The organism is Anaerococcus provencensis, assembly GCF_000312365.2.
GTDB lineage: Bacteria > Bacillota > Clostridia > Tissierellales > Peptoniphilaceae > Anaerococcus > Anaerococcus provencensis.
In genome coordinates, this window is record NZ_HG003691.1 from 80,408 (window position 1) to 101,642 (window position 21,235).

The 21,235-nt window shown below is 32.5% G+C and carries 16 protein-coding genes; 12 read left to right on the forward strand and 4 right to left on the reverse strand.

What is annotated here, in order from left to right; translation table 11 throughout:
• Window positions 1-162: 162 nt before the first annotated feature.
• Window positions 163-2,043, forward strand: coding sequence for an OPT family oligopeptide transporter (locus BN38_RS10520; protein ID WP_044567706.1), 1,881 nt, complete (start codon window positions 163-165; stop codon window positions 2,041-2,043).
• Complete coding sequence (locus BN38_RS10525) at window positions 2,036-2,353, forward strand: PqqD family protein (protein ID WP_044567707.1); 318 nt, start codon at window positions 2,036-2,038, stop codon at window positions 2,351-2,353. The genes BN38_RS10520 and BN38_RS10525 overlap by 8 nt, the downstream gene beginning before the upstream one ends.
• Before the next feature lie 654 nt (window positions 2,354-3,007).
• On the opposite strand, the gene BN38_RS10530 is transcribed toward BN38_RS10525, so the two are convergent.
• Complete coding sequence (locus BN38_RS10530; RefSeq protein WP_044567709.1) at window positions 3,008-4,009, reverse strand: MsnO8 family LLM class oxidoreductase; 1,002 nt, start codon at window positions 4,007-4,009, stop codon at window positions 3,008-3,010.
• Window positions 4,010-4,247: 238 nt separating this feature from the next.
• Between BN38_RS10530 and BN38_RS10535 the strand changes: the two genes are divergently transcribed.
• Window positions 4,248-8,252, forward strand: a complete 4,005-nt coding sequence (locus BN38_RS10535) for a protein kinase domain-containing protein (RefSeq protein WP_044567711.1) — start codon at window positions 4,248-4,250, stop codon at window positions 8,250-8,252.
• A 251-nt stretch (window positions 8,253-8,503) separates the two neighbouring features.
• Here the strand turns inward: BN38_RS10535 and BN38_RS10540 are convergent, their stop codons facing one another.
• Window positions 8,504-9,391, reverse strand: a complete 888-nt coding sequence (locus tag BN38_RS10540; protein WP_044567713.1) for a helix-turn-helix domain-containing protein — start codon at window positions 9,389-9,391, stop codon at window positions 8,504-8,506.
• A 443-nt stretch (window positions 9,392-9,834) separates the two neighbouring features.
• On the opposite strand from BN38_RS10540, the gene BN38_RS10545 reads away from it, so the two are divergent.
• Genes BN38_RS10545 through BN38_RS10555 form a run of 3 tightly spaced genes read left to right on the forward strand, consistent with a single transcriptional unit; the run spans window position 9,835 to window position 13,319 of the window.
• Entirely contained in the window at window positions 9,835-11,520 is a 1,686-nt protein-coding gene (locus tag BN38_RS10545) for a hypothetical protein (protein WP_044567715.1), read from the forward strand.
• A 5-nt stretch (window positions 11,521-11,525) separates the two neighbouring features.
• Window positions 11,526-12,662 (forward strand): hypothetical protein, encoded by a 1,137-nt coding sequence (locus BN38_RS10550; RefSeq protein ID WP_044567717.1) that lies wholly within the window; start codon window positions 11,526-11,528, stop codon window positions 12,660-12,662.
• A complete protein-coding gene (locus BN38_RS10555; protein ID WP_044567719.1) occupies window positions 12,663-13,319 on the forward strand; it encodes an ABC transporter ATP-binding protein in 657 nt (218 codons plus the stop codon).
• An 82-nt stretch (window positions 13,320-13,401) separates the two neighbouring features.
• Here the strand turns inward: BN38_RS10555 and tpx are convergent, their stop codons facing one another.
• Window positions 13,402-13,899 carry a thiol peroxidase gene (gene tpx / locus BN38_RS10560; RefSeq protein WP_044567721.1) on the reverse strand — a complete coding sequence of 166 codons (498 nt, stop codon included), beginning with the start codon at window positions 13,897-13,899 and terminating at the stop codon, window positions 13,402-13,404.
• Window positions 13,900-14,125: 226 nt separating this feature from the next.
• On the opposite strand from tpx, the gene BN38_RS10565 reads away from it, so the two are divergent.
• The 4 genes from BN38_RS10565 (at window position 14,126) to BN38_RS10580 (ending at window position 18,570) form a co-directional block, all read left to right on the forward strand.
• Window positions 14,126-15,730 (forward strand): alpha-glucoside-specific PTS transporter subunit IIBC, encoded by a 1,605-nt coding sequence (locus BN38_RS10565; protein WP_044567724.1) that lies wholly within the window; start codon window positions 14,126-14,128, stop codon window positions 15,728-15,730.
• A gap of 23 nt (window positions 15,731-15,753) precedes the next feature.
• The gene (locus BN38_RS10570; RefSeq protein WP_044567726.1) at window positions 15,754-17,082 is read left to right on the forward strand and encodes a 6-phospho-alpha-glucosidase; all 1,329 of its coding nucleotides are present in this window, start codon (window positions 15,754-15,756) and stop codon (window positions 17,080-17,082) included.
• Between the two features lie 86 nt (window positions 17,083-17,168).
• Entirely contained in the window at window positions 17,169-17,831 is a 663-nt protein-coding gene (locus tag BN38_RS10575; RefSeq protein ID WP_049944503.1) for a MurR/RpiR family transcriptional regulator, read from the forward strand.
• Window positions 17,818-18,570 carry a MurR/RpiR family transcriptional regulator gene (locus BN38_RS10580; RefSeq protein ID WP_044567730.1) on the forward strand — a complete coding sequence of 251 codons (753 nt, stop codon included), beginning with the start codon at window positions 17,818-17,820 and terminating at the stop codon, window positions 18,568-18,570. Before BN38_RS10575 ends, BN38_RS10580 begins: the two co-directional genes overlap by 14 nt.
• Window positions 18,571-18,582: 12 nt before the next feature.
• Here BN38_RS10580 and BN38_RS10585 read toward each other — a convergent pair whose 3' ends face one another.
• A complete protein-coding gene (locus BN38_RS10585; protein WP_044567731.1) occupies window positions 18,583-20,037 on the reverse strand; it encodes an FAD/NAD(P)-binding protein in 1,455 nt (484 codons plus the stop codon).
• A gap of 162 nt (window positions 20,038-20,199) precedes the next feature.
• Between BN38_RS10585 and rpsL the strand changes: the two genes are divergently transcribed.
• Both rpsL and rpsG read left to right on the forward strand, forming a co-directional pair.
• Complete coding sequence (rpsL, locus tag BN38_RS10590; RefSeq protein WP_044567733.1) at window positions 20,200-20,613, forward strand: 30S ribosomal protein S12; 414 nt, start codon at window positions 20,200-20,202, stop codon at window positions 20,611-20,613.
• 139 nt (window positions 20,614-20,752) lie between these two features.
• Window positions 20,753-21,223: a 30S ribosomal protein S7 gene (gene rpsG, locus BN38_RS10595; protein WP_044567735.1), complete on the forward strand. Its 471-nt coding sequence runs from the start codon at window positions 20,753-20,755 to the stop codon at window positions 21,221-21,223.
• Window positions 21,224-21,235: the final 12 nt, after the last annotated feature.

Consider the following 21,235-nt stretch of genomic DNA (forward strand, 5'->3'; position numbering starts at 1 on the left):
ATAATAAATTTGATCTGATTTGTATAAATTTATATCCGCTTTTTATGTATCCTATGTAGTGTGAAAAAATATTTTAAAATATAGCAATTTTAGCATTTAGCAGTATACTATATTAAAGTATTATTTATTATATATTTTGTATAAACTTGAAAAGGAGTTATTATGAAAAATGAACCCCAAAAAAATGAATTGAGGGAATTTACGCCATTGGCTGTTATCTTAGGTATGCTTATTGCTATAGTATTTGGAGCTGCTAATGCCTATCTAGGTTTACGTGTAGGACTAACTATTTCTGCATCTATACCAGCTGCAGTTATATCTATGGGTATAGTTCGAAAGATATTAAAACGTGATTCCATACTTGAAAATAACATAGTACAAACTATAGGTTCAGCAGGAGAGTCACTAGCAGCAGGTGCTATATTTACTTTGCCAGCTGCGTTTTTATGGGAAACTGAATGGGGGGATAGCCATTATATTTCTTACTTAAATATTTTGCTATTAACTTTGATAGGCGGGGTTTTGGGAGTAATATTTATGATTCCTCTAAGACGTGCACTCATAGTCAAAGAAGATGGTGTTCTACCATATCCTGAGGGAAAAGCTTGTGCAGAAGTTTTAAAGGCTGGAGAAGAGAGTGGTCAAGATTCAAGTGTTGTATTTAAAGGACTAGGACTTGCATCACTCTACAAATTTTTAGCAAATGGACTAAAAATATTTCCTGAAGAAATTAGTTATGAAATATCGGCTAAAAATTTTGCTGGAACTGCTGTAGGTTTTGATGCCTTACCTGCATTGATGGGAGTAGGGTACATAGTAGGACCAAATATTTCTGCTATAATGCTAGCAGGTGGTGTGCTTGCTTGGTTTGTACTTATGCCACTTCTTCATGCCTTTGGTAGTCCAGAACTTACAAATCTTGCTCCATCTGATTTATGGTCAAACTACATAAGATATATAGGAGCTGGTGCAGTAGCTACTGGTGGAATTATTTCTTTAGTGAAATCCTTACCTATGATTGTAAAATCTTTTAAGGATTCAATCAATGATTTAAAAAATAGGGATGATAATAGTAGTAGTGATAGGTTAGATACTGATATTTCCTTTAAGGTATCAATGATATTGATAATTGTATCTGTAATTTTAATATTTTTAATGCCATCTACTCCTGTAAATATTATCGGAGCTATAATTATAGTTGTATTTGGATTTTTCTTTGCTACAGTATCATCAAGAATGGTTGGTATTATAGGATCCTCAAATAACCCAGTTTCAGGAATGTCAATAGCCACCTTATTAATAGCAACACTTATTCTTAAGGCTACAGGTCTTGTTGGCCATGATGGAATGATAGCAGCTATTTCTATAGGAACTATTATATGCGTAATAGCAGCAATAGCAGGAGACTGCTCTCAAGACTTAAAGACAGGTTATATTGTAGGAGCAAGTCCTAAGTACCAACAGATTGGAGAGATTATAGGCGTTCTAGCATCATCTTTAGTTATAGGTGGTATACTTTGGTTATTAAATACCTCAATAGGTTTTGGTACTAAAGATTTACCAGCTCCTCAAGCTGTACTTATGAAGATGATAGTAGAGGGGGTAATGAGTGGAAATCTTCCTTGGGACTTAGTGTTTATAGGAGCTGCGATTGCAATAATGGTAGAATTATTAGGAATAAGTGTTCTACCTTTTGCTATAGGTCTTTATCTACCACTTAATACTTCTCTAGGGATAATGTTTGGTGGAGCTGTTAGACTAATAGTTGATAAATTTAAAGCAGATGAAGAAAGCAAAAAGAATGCACAAACAAAAGGAACGCTATATTCAGCAGGTCTTATAGCAGGTGAGGGAATAATGGGCATCATACTTGCAATATTTGCTATTATACCATCACATGGTAAAACTTTGGCAGATGCTATAAATATATCTGATAAATTTAGCCTACCTCAAGAAGTTTCTATAGTATTATTTTTTGGATTAGCAATACTAATTTATGCTAAGGCAAAGTCAGCTATAAAGAAAGAGAAAGTTAATGTATGATTTAGATAGAATTCCTAATAAAAATGTAGACTATGAATATGATAAAGATAATAAAAATTATATAATACTGATGCCCCATAAAGGTCTTAACCATAAGATAGCTCAAAAATTTTTTAATAGACCAGAAATTACTCGAGTTAAGGTTAAAGGCATGGGAAATATAGTATGGGAGTCTATAGATGGAGAGAATACTATAAAAGATATTGGACAAATATTAAAAAGTAGATATAAAGATGAAGCAGAACCTTTATATGAACGACTTATCTTATATCTTAATGGTTTAGAAAAGAATAATTTTATAAAATATTAGATAAATAATATGATTTAAATTCAAAAATATTTTAACCACCGCCTAATAATAAATTTGGCAGTGGTTTTTTGGTATGACGGGAATGTTCTAATGCTGGGGTGAAAATCCCTACAGAGCGTAGTTACCAACGAATCTAATAGCAACCCCCGAAGTTTTAGATGGCAACATCTAGGAGAGAAGAACGGGTAGCGAAATCGTGGCTTGACGAATAGGAACAGAATATAAGGCGTAACAGTTGGGCAAGCTAGCCAAAGATAGCAAAAAACCAAAAGGTAACCGTAAACCTAAGGCGTAAATTCTGCAAGTAAACGATGAAAGTATTAGAACTAACCCCGTGAGTTCTCATAGACGACACAGTAGTAACAACGAACTATGAGAAGTCAGCAGAATCCATAGTAGCAAGGAAGTTTCTGTAATGGAAATGGAGCGAAGGGAGGAACAATATTCATTGTAATATTTGAAAAGGATGCACTATGACTTGATGGAAAACAAGGAATGACGTATTCATTCCTCAAGGTTCGAATACAAAAAGAATAAAGTTAAATAGTTTCATCAGAAATAAATAATATGATACAAGAAAATATTGAACCACCGTATGCCGAACGGCACGTACGGGTGGTGTGAGAGGGGATATAAATTAGCCACTACTCGATTTTATTCAAATATTTCTTTTAATGCCTTGTATGTTGCGATTCTGTTGTCTATGCCCCAGATTGGTGCGAAGCATAGGATTTCATCTAGGTAGAATGTTTCGATTTCATCTTCTAGGATATCAGCTATTTCTTGTTTGCTGCCCTTAAGTAAGAATCTTTGTTCGTAGGCTTTTTTTAGTACTGCTTGTTCGTTTAAGCTAAAGCGGTAGTCTTTTAGCTCTTCTGGATCGAGGATTCCACTCCAATCACCCTTGGTTTGTTGGATGTGGAAGTATTCAAAAGATTTTCCTAAGTATTCAAGTTCATCTTTATCATCACTGATTAACATCTTGTAGGACATTGATGTATATGGTTTATCAGCAAATTCTGAAGCCTTGAAATTTGACCTGTAAGTATCGAAAACTTCAGCTGGAGTTTCAAATAAGAAGAATTTTGCGTGAGAATATGGTAGTCCAAATTCTGCGGCTTTTTCCACAGCCTTACCAGTAGAGCCTAGCATAGTAGGATTAACTTTTTGTTCATTTTTGTTTGGTATAGCTTTTACGTGTCTATAGATAGGGTCTGTTGGTTTTTTATCAACTAGGTAATTCAAAATAATTTCAATCTCATCAAATAATTCTGGAGATTTATCTTCGAATTTGTGATTTAATGCACGTGATTCTGATACACCAGTTCCAGGAGCTCTTCCTATACCGATATCAACTCTACCTGGTGCTAGTTCAGCCATAGTTTTAAAAACTTCTGCTACCTTAAGTGGTGAGTAATGCATTATCATGCAACCACCGGCGCCTACATGGATATTTTTAGTTTCTGATAGAAAGTAGCTCGCCAATATTTCTGGAGCTACAGCAAGTAAACTTTCATAACCGTGGTGTTCTGCAAACCAATATCTTTCATATCCCATCTCATCTAAAGTGTGGACTAACTTTCTCGTATCATCAAAAAATCCCTGATTGGTCATTCCACGCGATTTGAGCATCAAATCATGGACCCCTAGTTTCATATTTTCCTCCCTAGTAATATATTGTATTAATTATACTCTTTGAAAATTATTATTCACTAAAAAATCAATATACATTTTCCTAGTAATAATTTATCTTAAGAAAGTACCCTCCTATCCTAAATTTGTCAAATGTTGTATAATAGTTATAATACTATATTTATTCTTACTTATGTTTATATTATAACATACTTCATAATTAAAGGGTAAATTGCCGACCTAGATATGAGAGGGATTCTAAATGGACACTTTGATTTCACAAGAAAATATTAATACAAGTGAACAAACTAGTAAAAGAACTTCGCTTGTTGGCGAAAAATTTAATATTATATCCATGATGGGTGAGGTCAAATATGAGGTTGAGGTAAAAAAGCTCATCGGTCAAGGAGGATCATCTTTAGTATATGAGGTAGAGGTAGACGATACTTACCCACCAAAAAAGAAGATGATTATGAAAGAGTTTTATCCAAATTATGATGAGGAAAAAATAACTGCAGAAAGAAATCCACTCAATAGATTGGAATTATATTTTGATTCTGTAGATTTTGAAAGCGAAGAGAGGATAAAAAAAGATCGAAATTCTTTTATTGACGCTTACAGTAAGCATATAAGGATTCTTGATATGGATCCTTATTTGGAAAGCAGAATTGTAAGGCCATATAGGGTTGAGATTGATAAGTCCTACCTATATTCCCTATATGAAGTTGACACAGCTACAAGTGTTGATAAATATTATAATCTAGATTTGATTAGGATTGTAGATATATTAAAACAGACTGCCGATATTTTAGTTCACCTCCACAACAAAGACATCATATATATGGATTTGAAACCAGCCAATATTCTCTATGACTATAACAATGGCAAGGTGAAACTTTTTGATTTCGATGCTGCTGTTGACCTTAATGAGCTAGAATATATCAATGAATTTTCTATGCCAAATGAGAGGGCGTTTATTCCTCCAGAACTTAGATTCATAACAGATATAGCCAATAGAAAAGATTTTTTCATAACTGAAGAAATTGACGTCTATATGCTGGGTGTAACATTTTTCCTACTGATTATGGGCAGGTATCCTACTGAGCTTGAAAATGAAGATATGGATTATCTGAGGAGAAATCTGGAAGATACCCTAAGCAACAAATCAAACAAAATCCTACTAACATCAAAAGCTACAGATGGCATTATAAAATTACTGCAAGACTCACTGACAGTTCATAGATATATTAGTGCATCTGATTTCAAAAATAGTCTTGATGATATAGAAAGCAATCTTAGATTTAGGAATAATGAAGATTTTGCTAATATAATTTCAGCTGCATATTTCTTAGACTATAAGAGACTATATAATTATATAGTCGACAAAGACGGCAAGAAAAGTATGGATGTGGCTATAGTTGGCAACAATGAGATTTCGAGAGTTCTCTTTTCTTTTATATTTTCAATTGCAAATGTAAAAGGAGTAGATTTAAATATATCATTTTATGACAAGAATCCAAAGAAATTCTATGATGATATGCTAAGAGAAAACCCACTCTTGGCCAAAACTACAGAAATATCTCTTAATAGCAAGCTAAGCATGAGAAATATTAATGAAAAAATTACCGACCAACCATATGCATATATAAATTTCTTATCATCAAAAGAAAAAATAGACCAATCTTACATACTTATTTTGGATAAGACTGGTTACGATTATTACAATTTAGCTGACGCCATATACAATGAATTTAAAGATGACAGTCAAAAAAGAATTATCCTAAACTATTCTAGAAATAACCACGAAGTGGATATAAGACATGGAAAAAACATAGAGTTTTACAACCTAGACCTTGCATCAACATTGACCTTCAGTAACAAAAATCACCATGATGAGATTTTAGACAAGGCATTTAGTATATATAGGTTGCATGCCTTGGAGAATTTTGGTGAGAGGATTGACTATAACAGCATATGGGAAAGCTTCTCAAAGGATGATTTCTACAATTTAAAATCATCCATCAGGGTTGCCCTATCAATTGAGTACCTGATTTATATGGCAGGCATAGATAATACAGATGATAGAGAATCTTTATTTTATAACAAGGTAGTAAAGGCTTGTCAAGATGAAGATGAATTAAATATTAGAGATATTTTTGCTGAATGTGAACACCACTCTTGGAATAGATTTATGATAGCTCAAGGATTTAAGCTTCCAAGTGAAGCTGAGCTAAATTCTTATGCCTATGTTGACCAGAAATCCTATGCAGATTTCCAAAACAAATTCCATCCACTTATCGTCAATACCCATATAGATAGGGTCAAAAAGGGAGAAAACGACGAATTAGCTGATATTTCCGTTCATATCAACAATTTGATACAAGAAAAAACCATCTACAAGGAAGAGCAAATAAAATCAAGGCTATTAAATATATTAAACAATACTTTCTGGAATGACAACCAGTATCTAAAAGAGCTCAGACCCTTGTGGGTAAAGCTTGTAAAATTGTCCTATAGCATCATGGAAAACGAGTATTATTCAAACAATACTTTAAATATTTTGACTTATGAAATAGAAGAAATACTCCAAAAAGCTAACCCAGATTTGAGCATACTTACAAATGATTATTATCAGATTAAAGATGACTTAAACTTGCTGATTAAGAGAAATCAAACATTTGATACTAGAACAATAGATTACATGATAGTAGATTCTATACCTTTTATATCTACAAACAAGATAAAGACTATATTTAAGCCTTTTTTGGATGATGATGAAAATCTGTGGGCTAATATCATTGCGGCAATCAAATTTGACCCAGAAAAACTCATATTTTTATCAGATGAAAAAGTTGATAGCAACAAGATTAATAGGATAGAAAACTTTTTGAGAAATAAGAGATTGCAAAAATCTATGAAAATTGAAGTGATTCCTTATGGTAAAATGAAACTTTACAACAAGAATCATTCTTTAGTGGATTTGACCCTAAATAGCCACCTAGATGGTAAAAGGTCTGAATTTGCCGGCCTCCCATTTGTAGAATACATTGGATCAAACAAATGGAATGGAAGCTATAAGGCTCTGGACTTTTATAATGGCAGATCTTCTCTTACTGTGGAAGAAACTTTCTTCCTAAACAATGCCCAAGTCTATGATAATATAAGTCTAACTAATATAACAAGATTGATTAATCACTATTATGCGATTTGGCAAACATATCTAAAATTAGATCCCAATGATTGGGATAAATTTGCTAGGGCAATAAAATATAACGAAGATGATTATATATTAAACTTAGATAGATTTGAAAAAGAAGAAGAACATTCCTTGATAGAAGTTGGAGATTTTAAATTTAGAAGAAACGACGCTTCCAAATATCTTTCCCTAAAACATCTATTGGATGAATTGGTCAAAGAAGAGATAATTTATAATTATGAATTCCCAATAAATCCAGGCAAGATCAAAATTGATTCTTATAATGATCAGATGTCCATGGCCTTGGGAGAATTTATATCTAATAATATATGCGAATACAATCTAAGCTTTGATCTGGTAAAAATAGAAATAGCTAAGAAAAACTATCAATACTCCTATTTTGTAGTATCTGATAAACTAGCTTTTGAATATGAGTACCAGGTGGAAAATCCAAAAGAATTTGTCAAGATAAGCAATGAAATAATGGATGAGTATGATTTATCAAATGAGTTAAGTAATGTTAGAATATTTAATAGAATAAATGATCAAGCCTATGTACAAGCCAAAGATAAGTCTGTTGTATTTTCCTACGAATTTGGCGATGTAGCTTTCAGAGAATTCTTTAGGAATTATAACAATAAGGGCAATATACTTAGAGTATTTACCTACTTCGAGCTTATAAAATATGCAGATTACTTTGACGAGATAAAATTAAGAGTAAACCTAAGATGGAAAGCCTACGATGATTATAGGGAAGACAGTCTACCTATTGAAAACTTCTTAGATATAGTTTGTACAAAGGGATTTACAACTATAATTATTTCGACCATTGAAAGACATATAAGAAATGAAGACCTATACGAAATCAACAACCACGCTAAGCAGTTTGGTATGGACGCCAAGCCTGTGTTAGTTGCAACAAACTCTCACGATGACACAAGTCAGATAAAGATGATTGCAGCAGCTGCAGGAGTATTCTTCATAGATAGAGATATGATCAAAGATAATGGCATAGTTGATTATATCAAGAACATAGCCATGGGTAAGAAAGAATGGCAGGATATAGAATAAAATAATCTTGCAATTTAAGTGCAAATATTTTTTATTTAAATCAATAGTAGATTAGTTAATTTTGAACTAGGGTATACCTTACAAGAAAATTTTGAAGAAAGAATTAGTATAAAAAATTTAATGATTATTCGAAATTAGAAAAAATATCTAAGTACTTTCCATAGATAAGTTACTCTACTCATTGAAAGTACTTGGGTATATTTTTTTACCTTAACAATTTGTAATAAAACCAATACTTTAGGAGAGTTTTTTTATGGCGTTTTAAAATTTTTTTGATAGTATGATTTTCTTTTGTATTTATTCAATATTAATGAATGAAGATTTTTATCAGTCTTTTTGGCTTCTTCTAGGGCAAGCTGCGCTACTTCTTTGTAGTCTATAGATAGGTCATAAAGAATAATGGATTTCATATATAACATAATTGGAGATGATTTTTCTTTAGAGTTTAATTCAATGGCCTTATTTATATACTCCAGAGCTGTTTTACTCTTATCTAGATTATAATAAGCAACTGCGATATTATGAAATAAAATAGAATTAAAATTATTGTCATTAATCTTTGAATTTTCTAGAAACATTAATACTTTAAGTTTGTCATCGAACGAATCCATCACCTGTGTATAGTTCATAAGAAGCCTGTAATCTAAACTATCGTAGGTATTTGAATCAAGATTAGAAAAATCAAAAGTTTTACCAGTATTTAGGGCTTCAATGATGATAGCTTTTCTTTTTGCTTTATCATCTTGAATTTGCATATTTTCGAAAAATAACCTTAATTTCCTAGCTCTATTTTTGATGATTTTCCTAAAAGTACTGTTTTCTATGTCCGTAAGTATTTCTATTTCATTAGCATAAGAAAGACCTGCTACATTATCCCTTGCATTAAGATCATCTATAATTTTATCTATTATCTTTGAATCTTCTAAGAATATGTTTAAATATTCCTCAACTAAATCCACATTTAATATATTAGAAAAAACTTCTAATTTATCTATATCAATAGTGTATTTGCCGTTTTCAATATCTGAAATAGTTTTTACATTTATATAAGATAACTCTGATAGTTTTTCCTGCGTGAGTCTATTATTTAATCTAAAATATCTAAATATCTTACCAAAAATAATATTAGAGTTATTCATGTAAATCTCCAAAATAATAATTATAACAAAAAATAAATATAATGTCTATAGAGGAATTATACATTAATTTAATTATTTTTCTATGTTAACATTTATTTAAATGGAGATGATAGTATGTTAAGAATAATGACTACTATTTAAAGATTTATTACTGTGCTTATTTTTTAAAGAAACAGAATTTTTTGATCTAATAGATTACTTAATAAAGCCATATATAAAGTAATACATTGATTTTATTAGTAAATATGGTAAAGTCTTAACAATAAATGATATTAAATTAACACTAACTGGATCTAGTATAGGATTGTCTGGTAATGATATATTTGAATTGTATCTAATATTTTGCAATTATTTTTCACTAATAATAAAGTTGGAAGATTATTATGATTTTTATTCAATAGAAAGAATAGCTACAACGATAATAAGACAAAAGGATAGGGGATATGAGTTTTAAAGATGAAATTAAATTAATTTTTAGGAAGCCTTGGAAATTTGTTATAATGCTAGTGATTTCTACAATAATTCTATTTTCCTTTTTACTTATGGTCTTTAATTTCCTTACTTCGAGAAATAATTTGGATAGAATGAAAGATAATTATGCTCAAATTTCTACGATAGTTATGGCAAATCCTAGTAGAGATGGGAAGCCTTTAGAGTATACAGAGATTGATAAGGACTTAATTGATGAAATTAATAAGTCTGACCTTGTTGATAGGGTGGAAATTAGAGATACTATGGCTGCTAGGATTCCTGGCACAAATAATGCAAATATTACCTTTGGTGCTGCAGCAACAAATGCTATAGCGGTATTTAAGGGAAAGGTTGAAGAAGTAACAGACAGGCAAGATTTCGGTTCAACAGAAGGCATAAATGCTATCGTTACAATAGAAAAGATAATTGCATCTAAAGATAGTTGGCTTAGAGAAGGGGAAAGCGTAAGCCTATCTATAAATATGAGCAAGGATGCACGTGTTAAGCTTGATAACGACAAGTCTTACGTGTTTATGGGTGTTTGCGAGCCAACAAGTCTTGGATATATGCGTCAGTATCTATTGGTTAGTAGAATTAGTGAAAAATTAATGATGGAAGAAGGTAAATCAAAAGAGCTTACATCTTTATACACAAAGGGTGTTTTAGAAGACGAAGAGGATTTAGACAAAGACTTTATTTATTTTTTGAAGAATGAAATCAAAAATCAAGATGACCTTTATACTCTAAGGCTTGTTTCCGATATGAATATGGTCTTGCCAGTAGCTAATGAAAATATGTTTTTACTTGAGGGTAGATGGATTTCTGAGGATGATTATGGTAAAGACCTTTGTTTAATCTCTAGAGATTTAGCGAAAAAACACAATTTTAAACTGGGCGATAAAATAGATATAGAATTATCTTCTGATATATATAAGAGCCATAATGGTTATGTATCAGCATTTCCACTTATGCTTGATGAGGGTAATTACGATTTTGACGAAACTAGAGCTTTCGAGGTAGTAGGTATCTATGACTTTACAGACTTAAATATAGAAAATAGTCCTATGCTTTTTTCCTTAAATGATATATTTATTCCAAAATTTAAGGAAGAGCTAAACACAAGTTTTGTGACACCTCATAACTTGTCTTTAAAAATTGGGGTGGACAATATAGCTAGTTTTGAAGAAGAACTCCTACCAGAAATCGAAAAGGCTGGCTACAGATTAGTGTCAGCTGACAACAATTGGTCTAAGGTGGAGTCATCCTTTGGTCTTATAAAAAAATCCATGGTAAAGAATCTTATTTATGGACTTGCTATTGGCATAGTAGGGATACTTATTTTAGTATTTGTAAATACTACATTAAATAAAAACGAATATGTTCTAAGAAGAATTTTTGCAGGAGATAAAAACCATATAAATCGAAGTTTAAAACTATCTTTGATATTAGCGCTTTGCATAGGTTTTGTAATAGCTCTTGGATCAATCTTTGGCTTTGCAGATAAGCTTTTATCTAATAAAGATATGATTCTTATTTTTAACAAGTTTGACTATTTAATTTTACTTCTTGCAGGGCTTGTATTCCTAGCTATTGCTCTAATTATTAACCAAAAGAGAATTAAAAAGTTAGAGAAAAAAGACATAGTGGAGTTGATGTAATAATCATGATTAAAACATTTTTAAGAAAACCTATTTATCTTATTCTTTATACAATATTAATATTTCTTGGTTTTTACGGCATGGCTGAGATTAATAAAAATATTAAATCAGATAAAAACGAGTATAAGTACATTTATGAAAATACTGAAATCAAGGGCCAAGTCAAGGAAACAACAAGTATAGGCGGAGAAGTAAGCTTAGATTATTATGATCTTTATCCCTTATTTTTGCAAGAAGAAATTGGAGAAATTTATACTAGAGCCTTTGCCAAGGGTTTTATAGATAAAGAGCAAATCGAGGATACTAATAATACTAAAGATGATGGCGGAGTAGATGTGTTCGCATCAAATGATGTTGGAAAGCTAATTGAGAGAAATTTTGTATTCTTTGACGGGGATACAAAGTTAGAGAAGGGTGAGGCCTTAGTATCTGAAGATTTTGCAAAAAAATACGCTTTAAATAAATATGATAAGTTTAGACTAAAGTTGGATATAGAAAGCAAAGAAGACTTATATATGGATTTACTGGTTAAGGATTTTGTAGATCTCAATGAGTCGGTGCTAGCATTAGATTCTGTAATTGTAAATAATAAAACTATGTTTGATGATAATCTCATGGGAAATAGCTTTTATAAAGAGGCTTATGGATCTTATTTAGGCTTTAACTTTAAAATCAATCCTAAATATAATAATGATTATGAAAGAATTAAGGAAAAAATCGATAATATTTTAGGAACTAAGTATCTTGCTCCAACAAATGCCAAAGACTTCTATAACGTGGTAAAACCCCTAGAAGAGAAAATAAAAGATGAGGAGAAGCTTCTTTCCATCATAAAAATAGCACTAGCGATTTTTTCTTCTTTGATATTGGTTCTAAAGGTCAAGGAGGAGAATATCTCTATACTGATTAGGAAGATTTTTGGAGAAAGTGAAGTAAAAGTATTTGCTTCATACTTTTTAAGCCTAGGATTGTTAGTCCTTCTTATAAATGGATTAAGCTTTATGATTGTAAATAGAGTATCATATATTTCCCTTAAGGATCTTGCTATAAATCTATTGATAAATCTTATAGTATTAATTACTGGCTTATTTTTAATAATTTACAAAGATATTTTTATCCTATATCAGAAAACGGAGGATTAAATGAATAAATTAGAAATATCAAATGTTGGCTATGTATATAATAAATCTGACAAAATTATCTTAAGAGATGTATCAGCAAGTTTTCTAGAGGGGACTGTGTCATCTATTGTGGGAGAATCTGGTGCTGGAAAATCTACACTTTTATATATAATATCTGGCTTTAGCAAACCAAAGGCTGGCAAAATTTCCTATAATGGAAAAGAAGTCGAGGATTTGAGGGACTATAGGAGGAATATAGTATCAACAATTAGCCAGTCCTATATGCTTTTTCCTACAAGAACAGTTTTAGAAAATGTGATGTATCCAATGTTACTGGATAAAATAAACAAAAACGAAGCAAGAGATAAAGCCAAAGACCAATTAAAATCGGTAGCAATTGATGATATCCACTTTGATAAATTACCTGAAAAATTATCAGGAGGGGAGAAGCAAAGAGTCGCCATAGCTAGAGCTCTTGCGGCAAATTCAAAGATAATAGTGGCAGATGAGCCAACTGGAAATCTAGACGATAAAAACTCCGAAGAAATCTATGCCATATTTGATAGGCTTGCTAAAGAAGATGGAAAAATCATAATAATCGTAAGTCATGATAGACACCTTTCAAAAAAGGCTGACTATCAGTATGAGATGAAGGATGGGAAATTAAATCAAATATAGATTAGCTTATGGAATTACTTTTTTGTTGATTTTCATAAAAAAAAGAGCTTATGGTTTAACACCTAAGCTCTATTATAATTTATTAGATTAGTTTTTTAACTTCTTCTAATGCTTTGCCAAAGTCAACTTCGTTTGTTACTTCTGGTACGTATTCTACATAAGCAACTTTGCCTTCTTTGTCAACTACTACAACTCCACGAGCAAGTAATTTATTTTCTTCCATCAAAAATCCGTATTTTTCACCAAATTCACGATTTTGGTAATCAGAAATCATAATTGTATTTTCTATATCTTCGTTAGAGCAAAATCTAGCTTGAGCAAATGGTAGGTCTTCAGTGATTGTTACAACGCTTACACCATCTAGAGCTGCTGCTTCTTTGTTAAATCTTTTTGCTTGCAAAGCACAAACGCTAGTATCAAGTGATGGAGCAACTGAGTATACTACAACTTTTCCTTCATTGTCTTCACTAGACCATTCAGAAAGGTCGTTTTTTGTTGCCTTAAATGCTGGAGCTGTATCTCCAACTTTGATTTCGTTTCCAATTAAATTTACTTTGTTTCCTGCGAATGTTATATCCATTTTTAATCTTCTCCTTTAATCTAAAAGTTTCCATTGATACTTATACCCAAATATATACAGATTTTTAAAATATTTAGGAAAATACTTTTAATGTGAAAATTCACAAAATTAAAATATTTTCGAGTATGAGGACATAAATACCTAAATATCAACGTTTATTGACAATTATATAAGCTAATAATATTATATAAGTAAATAAAATTCGTTTTCAAAGGAGGAAAAACATATGATGGAGAAAATCCAGAAGTTTGGTGGAGCGATGTTCACACCTGTAATGCTTTTTGCAGTGTCAGCTTTACTAATTGGCTTTGGTACTTTGTTTACAACAGAAGTAATCATGGGACCTATAGCTTCAGAAGGAACCATATGGTTTGGTATCTGGGATATGATTCTCTCAGGTGCATGGGTTGTATTTAATCAACTGCCATTGTTATTTGCTATTGCCCTACCTATAGGACTGGCAAGAAAACAAAATGCTCGTGCAAGCATGGAAGCTTTTGTAATATACTTAGTTTTCTTAAACTATGTATCTACAATTCTTAAACACTGGGGTGGCACTTTTGGTGTAGACTTTAGCCAAGAAGTAGGTGGTGCTAGTGGACTTGCTATGATTGCAAACATAAAAACCCTTGATATGGGAATGATGGGAGCTTTAGCTATTTCAGGTATAGCTATATGGATACATAATAGGTACTTTGATAAGAAACTTCCAGAAGCGCTTGGAGTTTTCAAAGGATCAGCTTTTGTACTTGGTGTTGGCTTTATACTTATGATTCCTGTTGCCTTTCTTGCAGTTTTAATCTGGCCTAAGATTCAATCAGGAATGAATGTATTTAGAGATGTAATACTAAACTCTGGAACAGCTGGTGTAGGTATATTTGTTCTACTAGAAAGACTACTAATACCTTTTGGTCTACACCATTTACTATATGCTCCAATGTTTTATGATAGCTTGGTTGTACCTGGTGGCATCTACGCTTATTGGGCGCAAAATCTACCAGAGATTGCAGCAGCAACTGGTTCTCTTAAGGAAATTGCTCCTTATGCACAACTTACAGCAACAGGCTGGTCAAAAATCTTTGGTTGTGTAGGTGTAGCCCTTGCCTTTTATAAGACGGCTCTTCCAGAGAATAAAAAGAAGATTGCTGGTCTTATGATACCAGTAGCCTTAACTGCAGTTCTTAGTGGTGTAACTGAACCAATCGAGTTCACCTTCTTATTTATAGCTCCACAATTGTTTGTGGTCCATGCAGTACTTGCAGCTATACTATCTATGGTAATGAACCTCTTTGGAGTTGTCGGTATCTACTCTGGAGGAGTTATAGAAATGGCGTCCTTAAACTGGATACCACTTGCGGCTAACCATTGGAAAACTTACTTAGTCATGCTAGTTATAGGCCTAGTTGCTATAGCAGTTTGGTATTTTGTCTTTACTTTCCTTATAGAAAAGTTTGACTTTAAGACACCTGGAAGAACTTCTGATAAGGATAGTGCAAAACTTTACTCTAAGAAAGAATACAGAGAAAGAAACAATACAAGTAAAGATGGGGCCAAAGCTGATAAAAAAGCTACTGGCGATAAATTTGAAACCATGGCCGATCAAATATTAATAGGTCTTGGTGGTCCAGATAATATCAAAGACTTTACAAATTGTGTAACAAGACTTAGGGTCAATGTTGTAGATCCAAGCAAAGTAGAAAGTGATGAATACTTTAAGGAAATTGGAACTTATGGTACCGCCAAAAACGGTAATTCTGTCCATGTAATTGTAGGAATGGATATCCAATATGTTGCAGATGCATTTGGAGAAAATTTAGAAGAAAACGAATAAGTAGAAAAGAAAAGGAGAAAATTATGGCAAATAAATATTCAATCGTAATCGCAGGTGGTGGATCAACATTTACACCAGGAATCATAGGAATGCTACTAGATAACTTGGACAAATTCCCAATCAGATCAATCAAGTTATATGACAACGACGAAGAACGCCAAGCAAAAATTGGTGGAGCTATGGAAATTATTCTAAAAGAAAGACACCCAGAAATTAATTTCCAATACACAACAGATCCTAAAGAAGGATTTACAGATGTAGACTTTGTCCTAGCACAACTTAGAGTTGGTAAATATGACATGCGTGACAAGGATGAAAAAATTCCACTAAAACATGGAGTATTTGGCCAAGAGACATGTGGACCAGGTGGAATAGCTTACGGTATGCGTTCAATTGGTGGCGTATTAGAAATCATCGACTACATGGAAGAATACTCACCAGATGCATGGATGCTAAACTACTCAAACCCAGCTGCGATAGTAGCAGAAGCAACAAGAAGACTAAAACCAGATTCAAAAGTAATCAATATCTGTGATATGCCAATCGACCTAATGTACAAGATGGCAGATATGGTTGGACTAAAAGAATGGCAAGAACTTGACTTCTCATACTATGGACTAAATCACTTTGGTTGGTTTACAGCTATCAAAGACAAAGAAGGAAATGACCTACTACCACAAATCAAAGAACACGTAAGTAAAACAGGCTTTGCTGATGGTATAGGAAGCGGCCAACACATAGAAGAATCTTGGATGGAAACATTCACCAAAGCAAAAGACGTTTATGCCCTTGACCCAGAAACAATTCCAAACACATATTTGAAATACTACTTCTACCCAGACTTCGTACTAGAACACACAGATCCAAATCACACAAGAGTTGACGAAGTACGTGAACACCGTGAAAAAGACGTATTTTCAATGTGCCAATCAATAATCGATGCTGGAACAGCAAAAGATGTTGAAATAGAACTAGATGCACACGCAACATATATAGTAGACCTAGCACGCGCATTAGCTGAGAACACAAAAGAAAGATTCTTGCTAATAGTACCAAATGATGGTGCAGTTCCAAACTTTGACCCAACAGCAATGGTAGAAATCCCATGCCTAGTTGGTAAAGATGGATTTGAAAAAATCAACCAAGGCTACATCCCACAATTCCAAAAAGGACTTATGGAACAACAAGTATCAGTAGAAAAACTAGTTGTTGAAGCTTGGATTGAAGGTTCTTACCTAAAACTATGGCAAGCACTAACTTTATCAAAAACTGTTCCATCAGCTAAAGTTGCAAAAGCAATCTTAGATGATCTTATAGAAGCAAACAAAGAATACTGGCCAGAACTTAACTAATAATAATGGAAGCACAAATCCTATTTGCGTATAGTATATGCAAATAGGATTTTTTTATTTGGGGTGATAGTATCGATATTTCAAATTTGATAAAGGAAAATGAAGACAAGTTAAGTGCAACCGATCTTACAATTGCCAAAGAAATTTTAGATAATGGCATAGACTATAGCCTGTCCATCAATGAATTGGCCAAAAAGTGCTATACATCTCGTACTAGCGTTTTGAGATTTTCAAAAAAATTAGGTTTTTCTGGCTATAGTGAGCTTAAGTTCTTTGTAAATGATAATAATAACGAATCCGGTCCTGGTGAGAGTCTAGATGAAGACTTAGCCAATATTCTTAAAAAATTATATGTTTGTGACAAAATTTTGATATATGGAAATGGTGGCTACGAAAATATAATTAAACAAACAATCAAAATTTTACTAGAAGAACTTGGAATACTTGCTGAAGTATACAGTGGTGGGGAAGAGACTCTTGCCTTTACTGGGGAAATGCTTGAAGATTCTGGAGTTTTTATAGTGGATTTTTCTGATGATTCATTGGCCAAGCAACTAATGCTACAAATCGCCAATACAGATTGCCTAAAAATCAATGTTGGTCTACCACAGACCAAAGCTTACAAGGCAGACTACAGCATCTATTATAGGGACACAAAATCTGAAATAAATTTCTTAAGCTTATATACTAAGCATTTGGAGGATTTTTTTAAAAAATACCAAGAGGCCGTAAAGAATGATTTTAACTGAACTAGTTACTGAAAACTATGAAAAACTAAATAAAAACGATCTTAAAATTTATTCATATATTATGATTAACAAGGCTAGGTTTATTGAAAAAAATATAAATGAACTAGGAGAACTACTTGACTTAAGTCCATCTTCTATAGTTGGATTTTCTAAGAAACTCGGTCTTGATGGATTTAGTGAGCTTAGATATGTGGTAAAATGGTCAACTTCTAATGTGGGCAATTTTGACGAAAATGAGATAGAATACACAAAAAACGACATAAATCTCACTATGTCAATGATGATGGCCTTAAATCTGAATGAATTTTATGAGAAATTATATAAGGCTAATAGAATATTTGCCATAGCCAGTGGCTACACCCAAAGAAATGCGGCTGATGAGCTAAAGAGGAATTTTCTTACTGTAGATAAGGCTGTATTTTTGCTTGATAAGTCAGCACCGAAGTCTATCACAGATCTCATAACAAAGGATGATATACTCTTTGCCTACTCCTTATCAGGAGAGAATGAGGAGATACTAAATTTCATAGATAATCTTAAAGAAAAGCCAATTATAGCATCTGTAACCAAGCTTTCCAACAATAGACTATCACAAATATCTGACTACAGCATTCCCTTTGTGACTCACGAGGTCTTTGAATATGAGAGCAGGACAAAAATTTCCCCAGTCGCTCAGTTTTATGTTGTAAATGATTTTTTGATTTTAAAGTATATTTCATTTTTAGAAAACCACAGCTAAAAGCTGTGGTATTTATATCTTATCCATAAAATCGCAAGCTGCTAATTGGCCAGATTTTATTATCGATCTTAAGTCGTTGTTTAGAACGTCTGTGCCACCTGCCCACATGCCGTTAAGGTAGAAGTTTTCCATAAGTCCAAATTTTTTATTAACTAGCTTATATGATGTGTAGGCCACTCTTATAAATTTGCCGTTAATATCATCTTCTATATATTTTCTTTTGTAAAGATTTGCCAATAATATATCGCTGTTGACGGCAGATAATAAGTTTTTCTCAAAACCTTGGGCATTTATAATGACATCTGTCTTTATCTCCTCTTCATTATCACTTGTTACAACAAACTTGCCATCTGAATCTACTTTTATATCATTAGTTCCTTTGATTACTTTAATCTTCGCTTCTTGATAATCTTCAACTATATTTTGCATAGTGATGGTTGGAGTTTTTGTGACTATAAAATCAATCATTTCTAGATAATTATTGTCAACTTCTAGCTTATCTAGGCCATTTAAGCTATTATAGATTAGGGCCGCATGGCCTGTTAATTGCATGGTGTATGTTTGGGCAAAGCTTAGTCCTAGGTCATTGTCTTTTAGGGCCATATTGTAGGCGTTGATATCTGTATCTTTGTATTTATTGTAAGTTTCTATGAGGTCGTGGCCGTATTTAGCAAAGTCGTCTTTGATTTGCTTTTTGATTTTTTCTAATTCTAGAATCCCATCATTATCTTTATTTTCTTCTATCCATTTTTCATCGATAGAGCAAATGTCATCATCTACATAATAAGGAATATCTATAGGAGAAAATCCATTTGATTTGGTGAAGAAATATAGGGGGTAAGTTACATCTTTAAAATTTCTTAGATACCTATAGATATCAATTGCTGTAGGTCCTGCTCCTATTATTCCAATACTTTGTCCATCTTTAATTCCCTCTATTTTTTCATTTAATGGGAAAGGATTGTGGATATAATTTTTATAGTCTTTTAAATTGTAGGAATCTTTGTAGTAAGATTGGCCTATGGAAAGAAAGACTGAGTCAAATTTTTCATTAAAATTTCCTTTATCACTTACAATTCTAAAAGTGGATCCTTCTTTATATATGTCTTTTACCTTAGCATGGTGAAAAATTACATTTTCATTTTCCATATATTTACCAAAAGTATCTTTTATATAGGAAGCAAAGACAATTCTAGGGACCATTCCTTCGATTTTTTTATCATCTTTATTTTTGTCCTTAAGCCAGTCTTTAAAATGATTAGGATTATCCATTTTTAAGGACATATATCTTTCATGGACATTTAAGAGCTTGTAGTCAGTATCCTTTGCGTAGGCGAGGCCTACTCCTAGCTCTTCATTTTTTTCAAAGATATGGATTTTTATCTTGTCATTATAGTTTTTATGGTCGATTATTGTTTTTAGAATATTTGCTCCGCCTACTCCGAAACCTACTACTGCTATGTTCATTTTTACTCCTTTATGATTTTTGAAGTTAATTATTCTAATTATTACCCTAAATTTGTATAAATTAAGTAAATTATTTGACACTGGCCTTTACACATAGTAAAGTTATTAAGTATTGGCGTGAGAATCGCCAAGATTAATTATTAAAAGAAAAGGAGGTGCATTATGCCTACAATTAACCAACTTGTTAGAAAAAGCAGAAAAAGTGAAAAATCTAAATCAAACACTCCAGCTTTGGGTTACAACTACAATACTCTAAAAAGTAGAACAACTCCTAACCAATCACCACAAAAACGTGGAGTTTGTACATCAGTTAGAACAGTAACACCTAGAAAGCCAAACTCTGCTTTACGTAAAGTAGCCAGAGTTAGACTAACCAATGGTGCTGAAGTTCTTTCTTACATCCCAGGTATTGGACACAACTTACAAGAACACAGTGTTGTGCTTATCAGAGGTGGTAGAGTTAAAGACCTTCCAGGTGTGCGTTACCACATCATAAGAGGTACTCTTGATACTGCAGGAGTAAACGGACGTAAACAAGGTAGATCTAAATACGGTGCTAAAAAAGACCAAAACTAGGATCTAAAACTTAGTGCATAATGTACCTATAATATAGAAATAAAGATTATAAATTTCGGTATATGCATGCACACTAACAACACATGATTAGTTGAGTACTAATGATATTACTTAATAATTGGTAAAGGAGGGAAGCAAAGTGTCAAGAAAGGGACATATACCAAAAAGAGAAGTAATGCCTGACGCTAAGTATAACGATAGAGTTGTAACAAAACTTATCAACAACGTTATGCTAGATGGCAAAAAAGGCCTTGCAACAAAAATTGTTTACGATGCTTTTGACATCGTTGAAGAAACAACAGGCAATGACGCGCTAGAAGTATTCTACCAAGCTATGGAAAATATTATGCCAACACTTGAAGTTAAAGCACGTAGAATCGGTGGTGCTAACTACCAAGTTCCTATGGAAGTTAGACCAGAAAGAAGACAAACTTTAGCTTTAAGATGGTTAGTAAACTTTTCAAGAGCTCGTGGTGAAAAAACTATGGTTGAAAGATTATCTAAAGAAATCTTAGATGCATCTAACAACGCTGGTGCAGCTGTTAAGAGAAAAGAAGAAATGCATAGAGCTGCAGAAGCAAATAAAGCATTTGCACACTACAGATATTAATTTTAGGGGGAT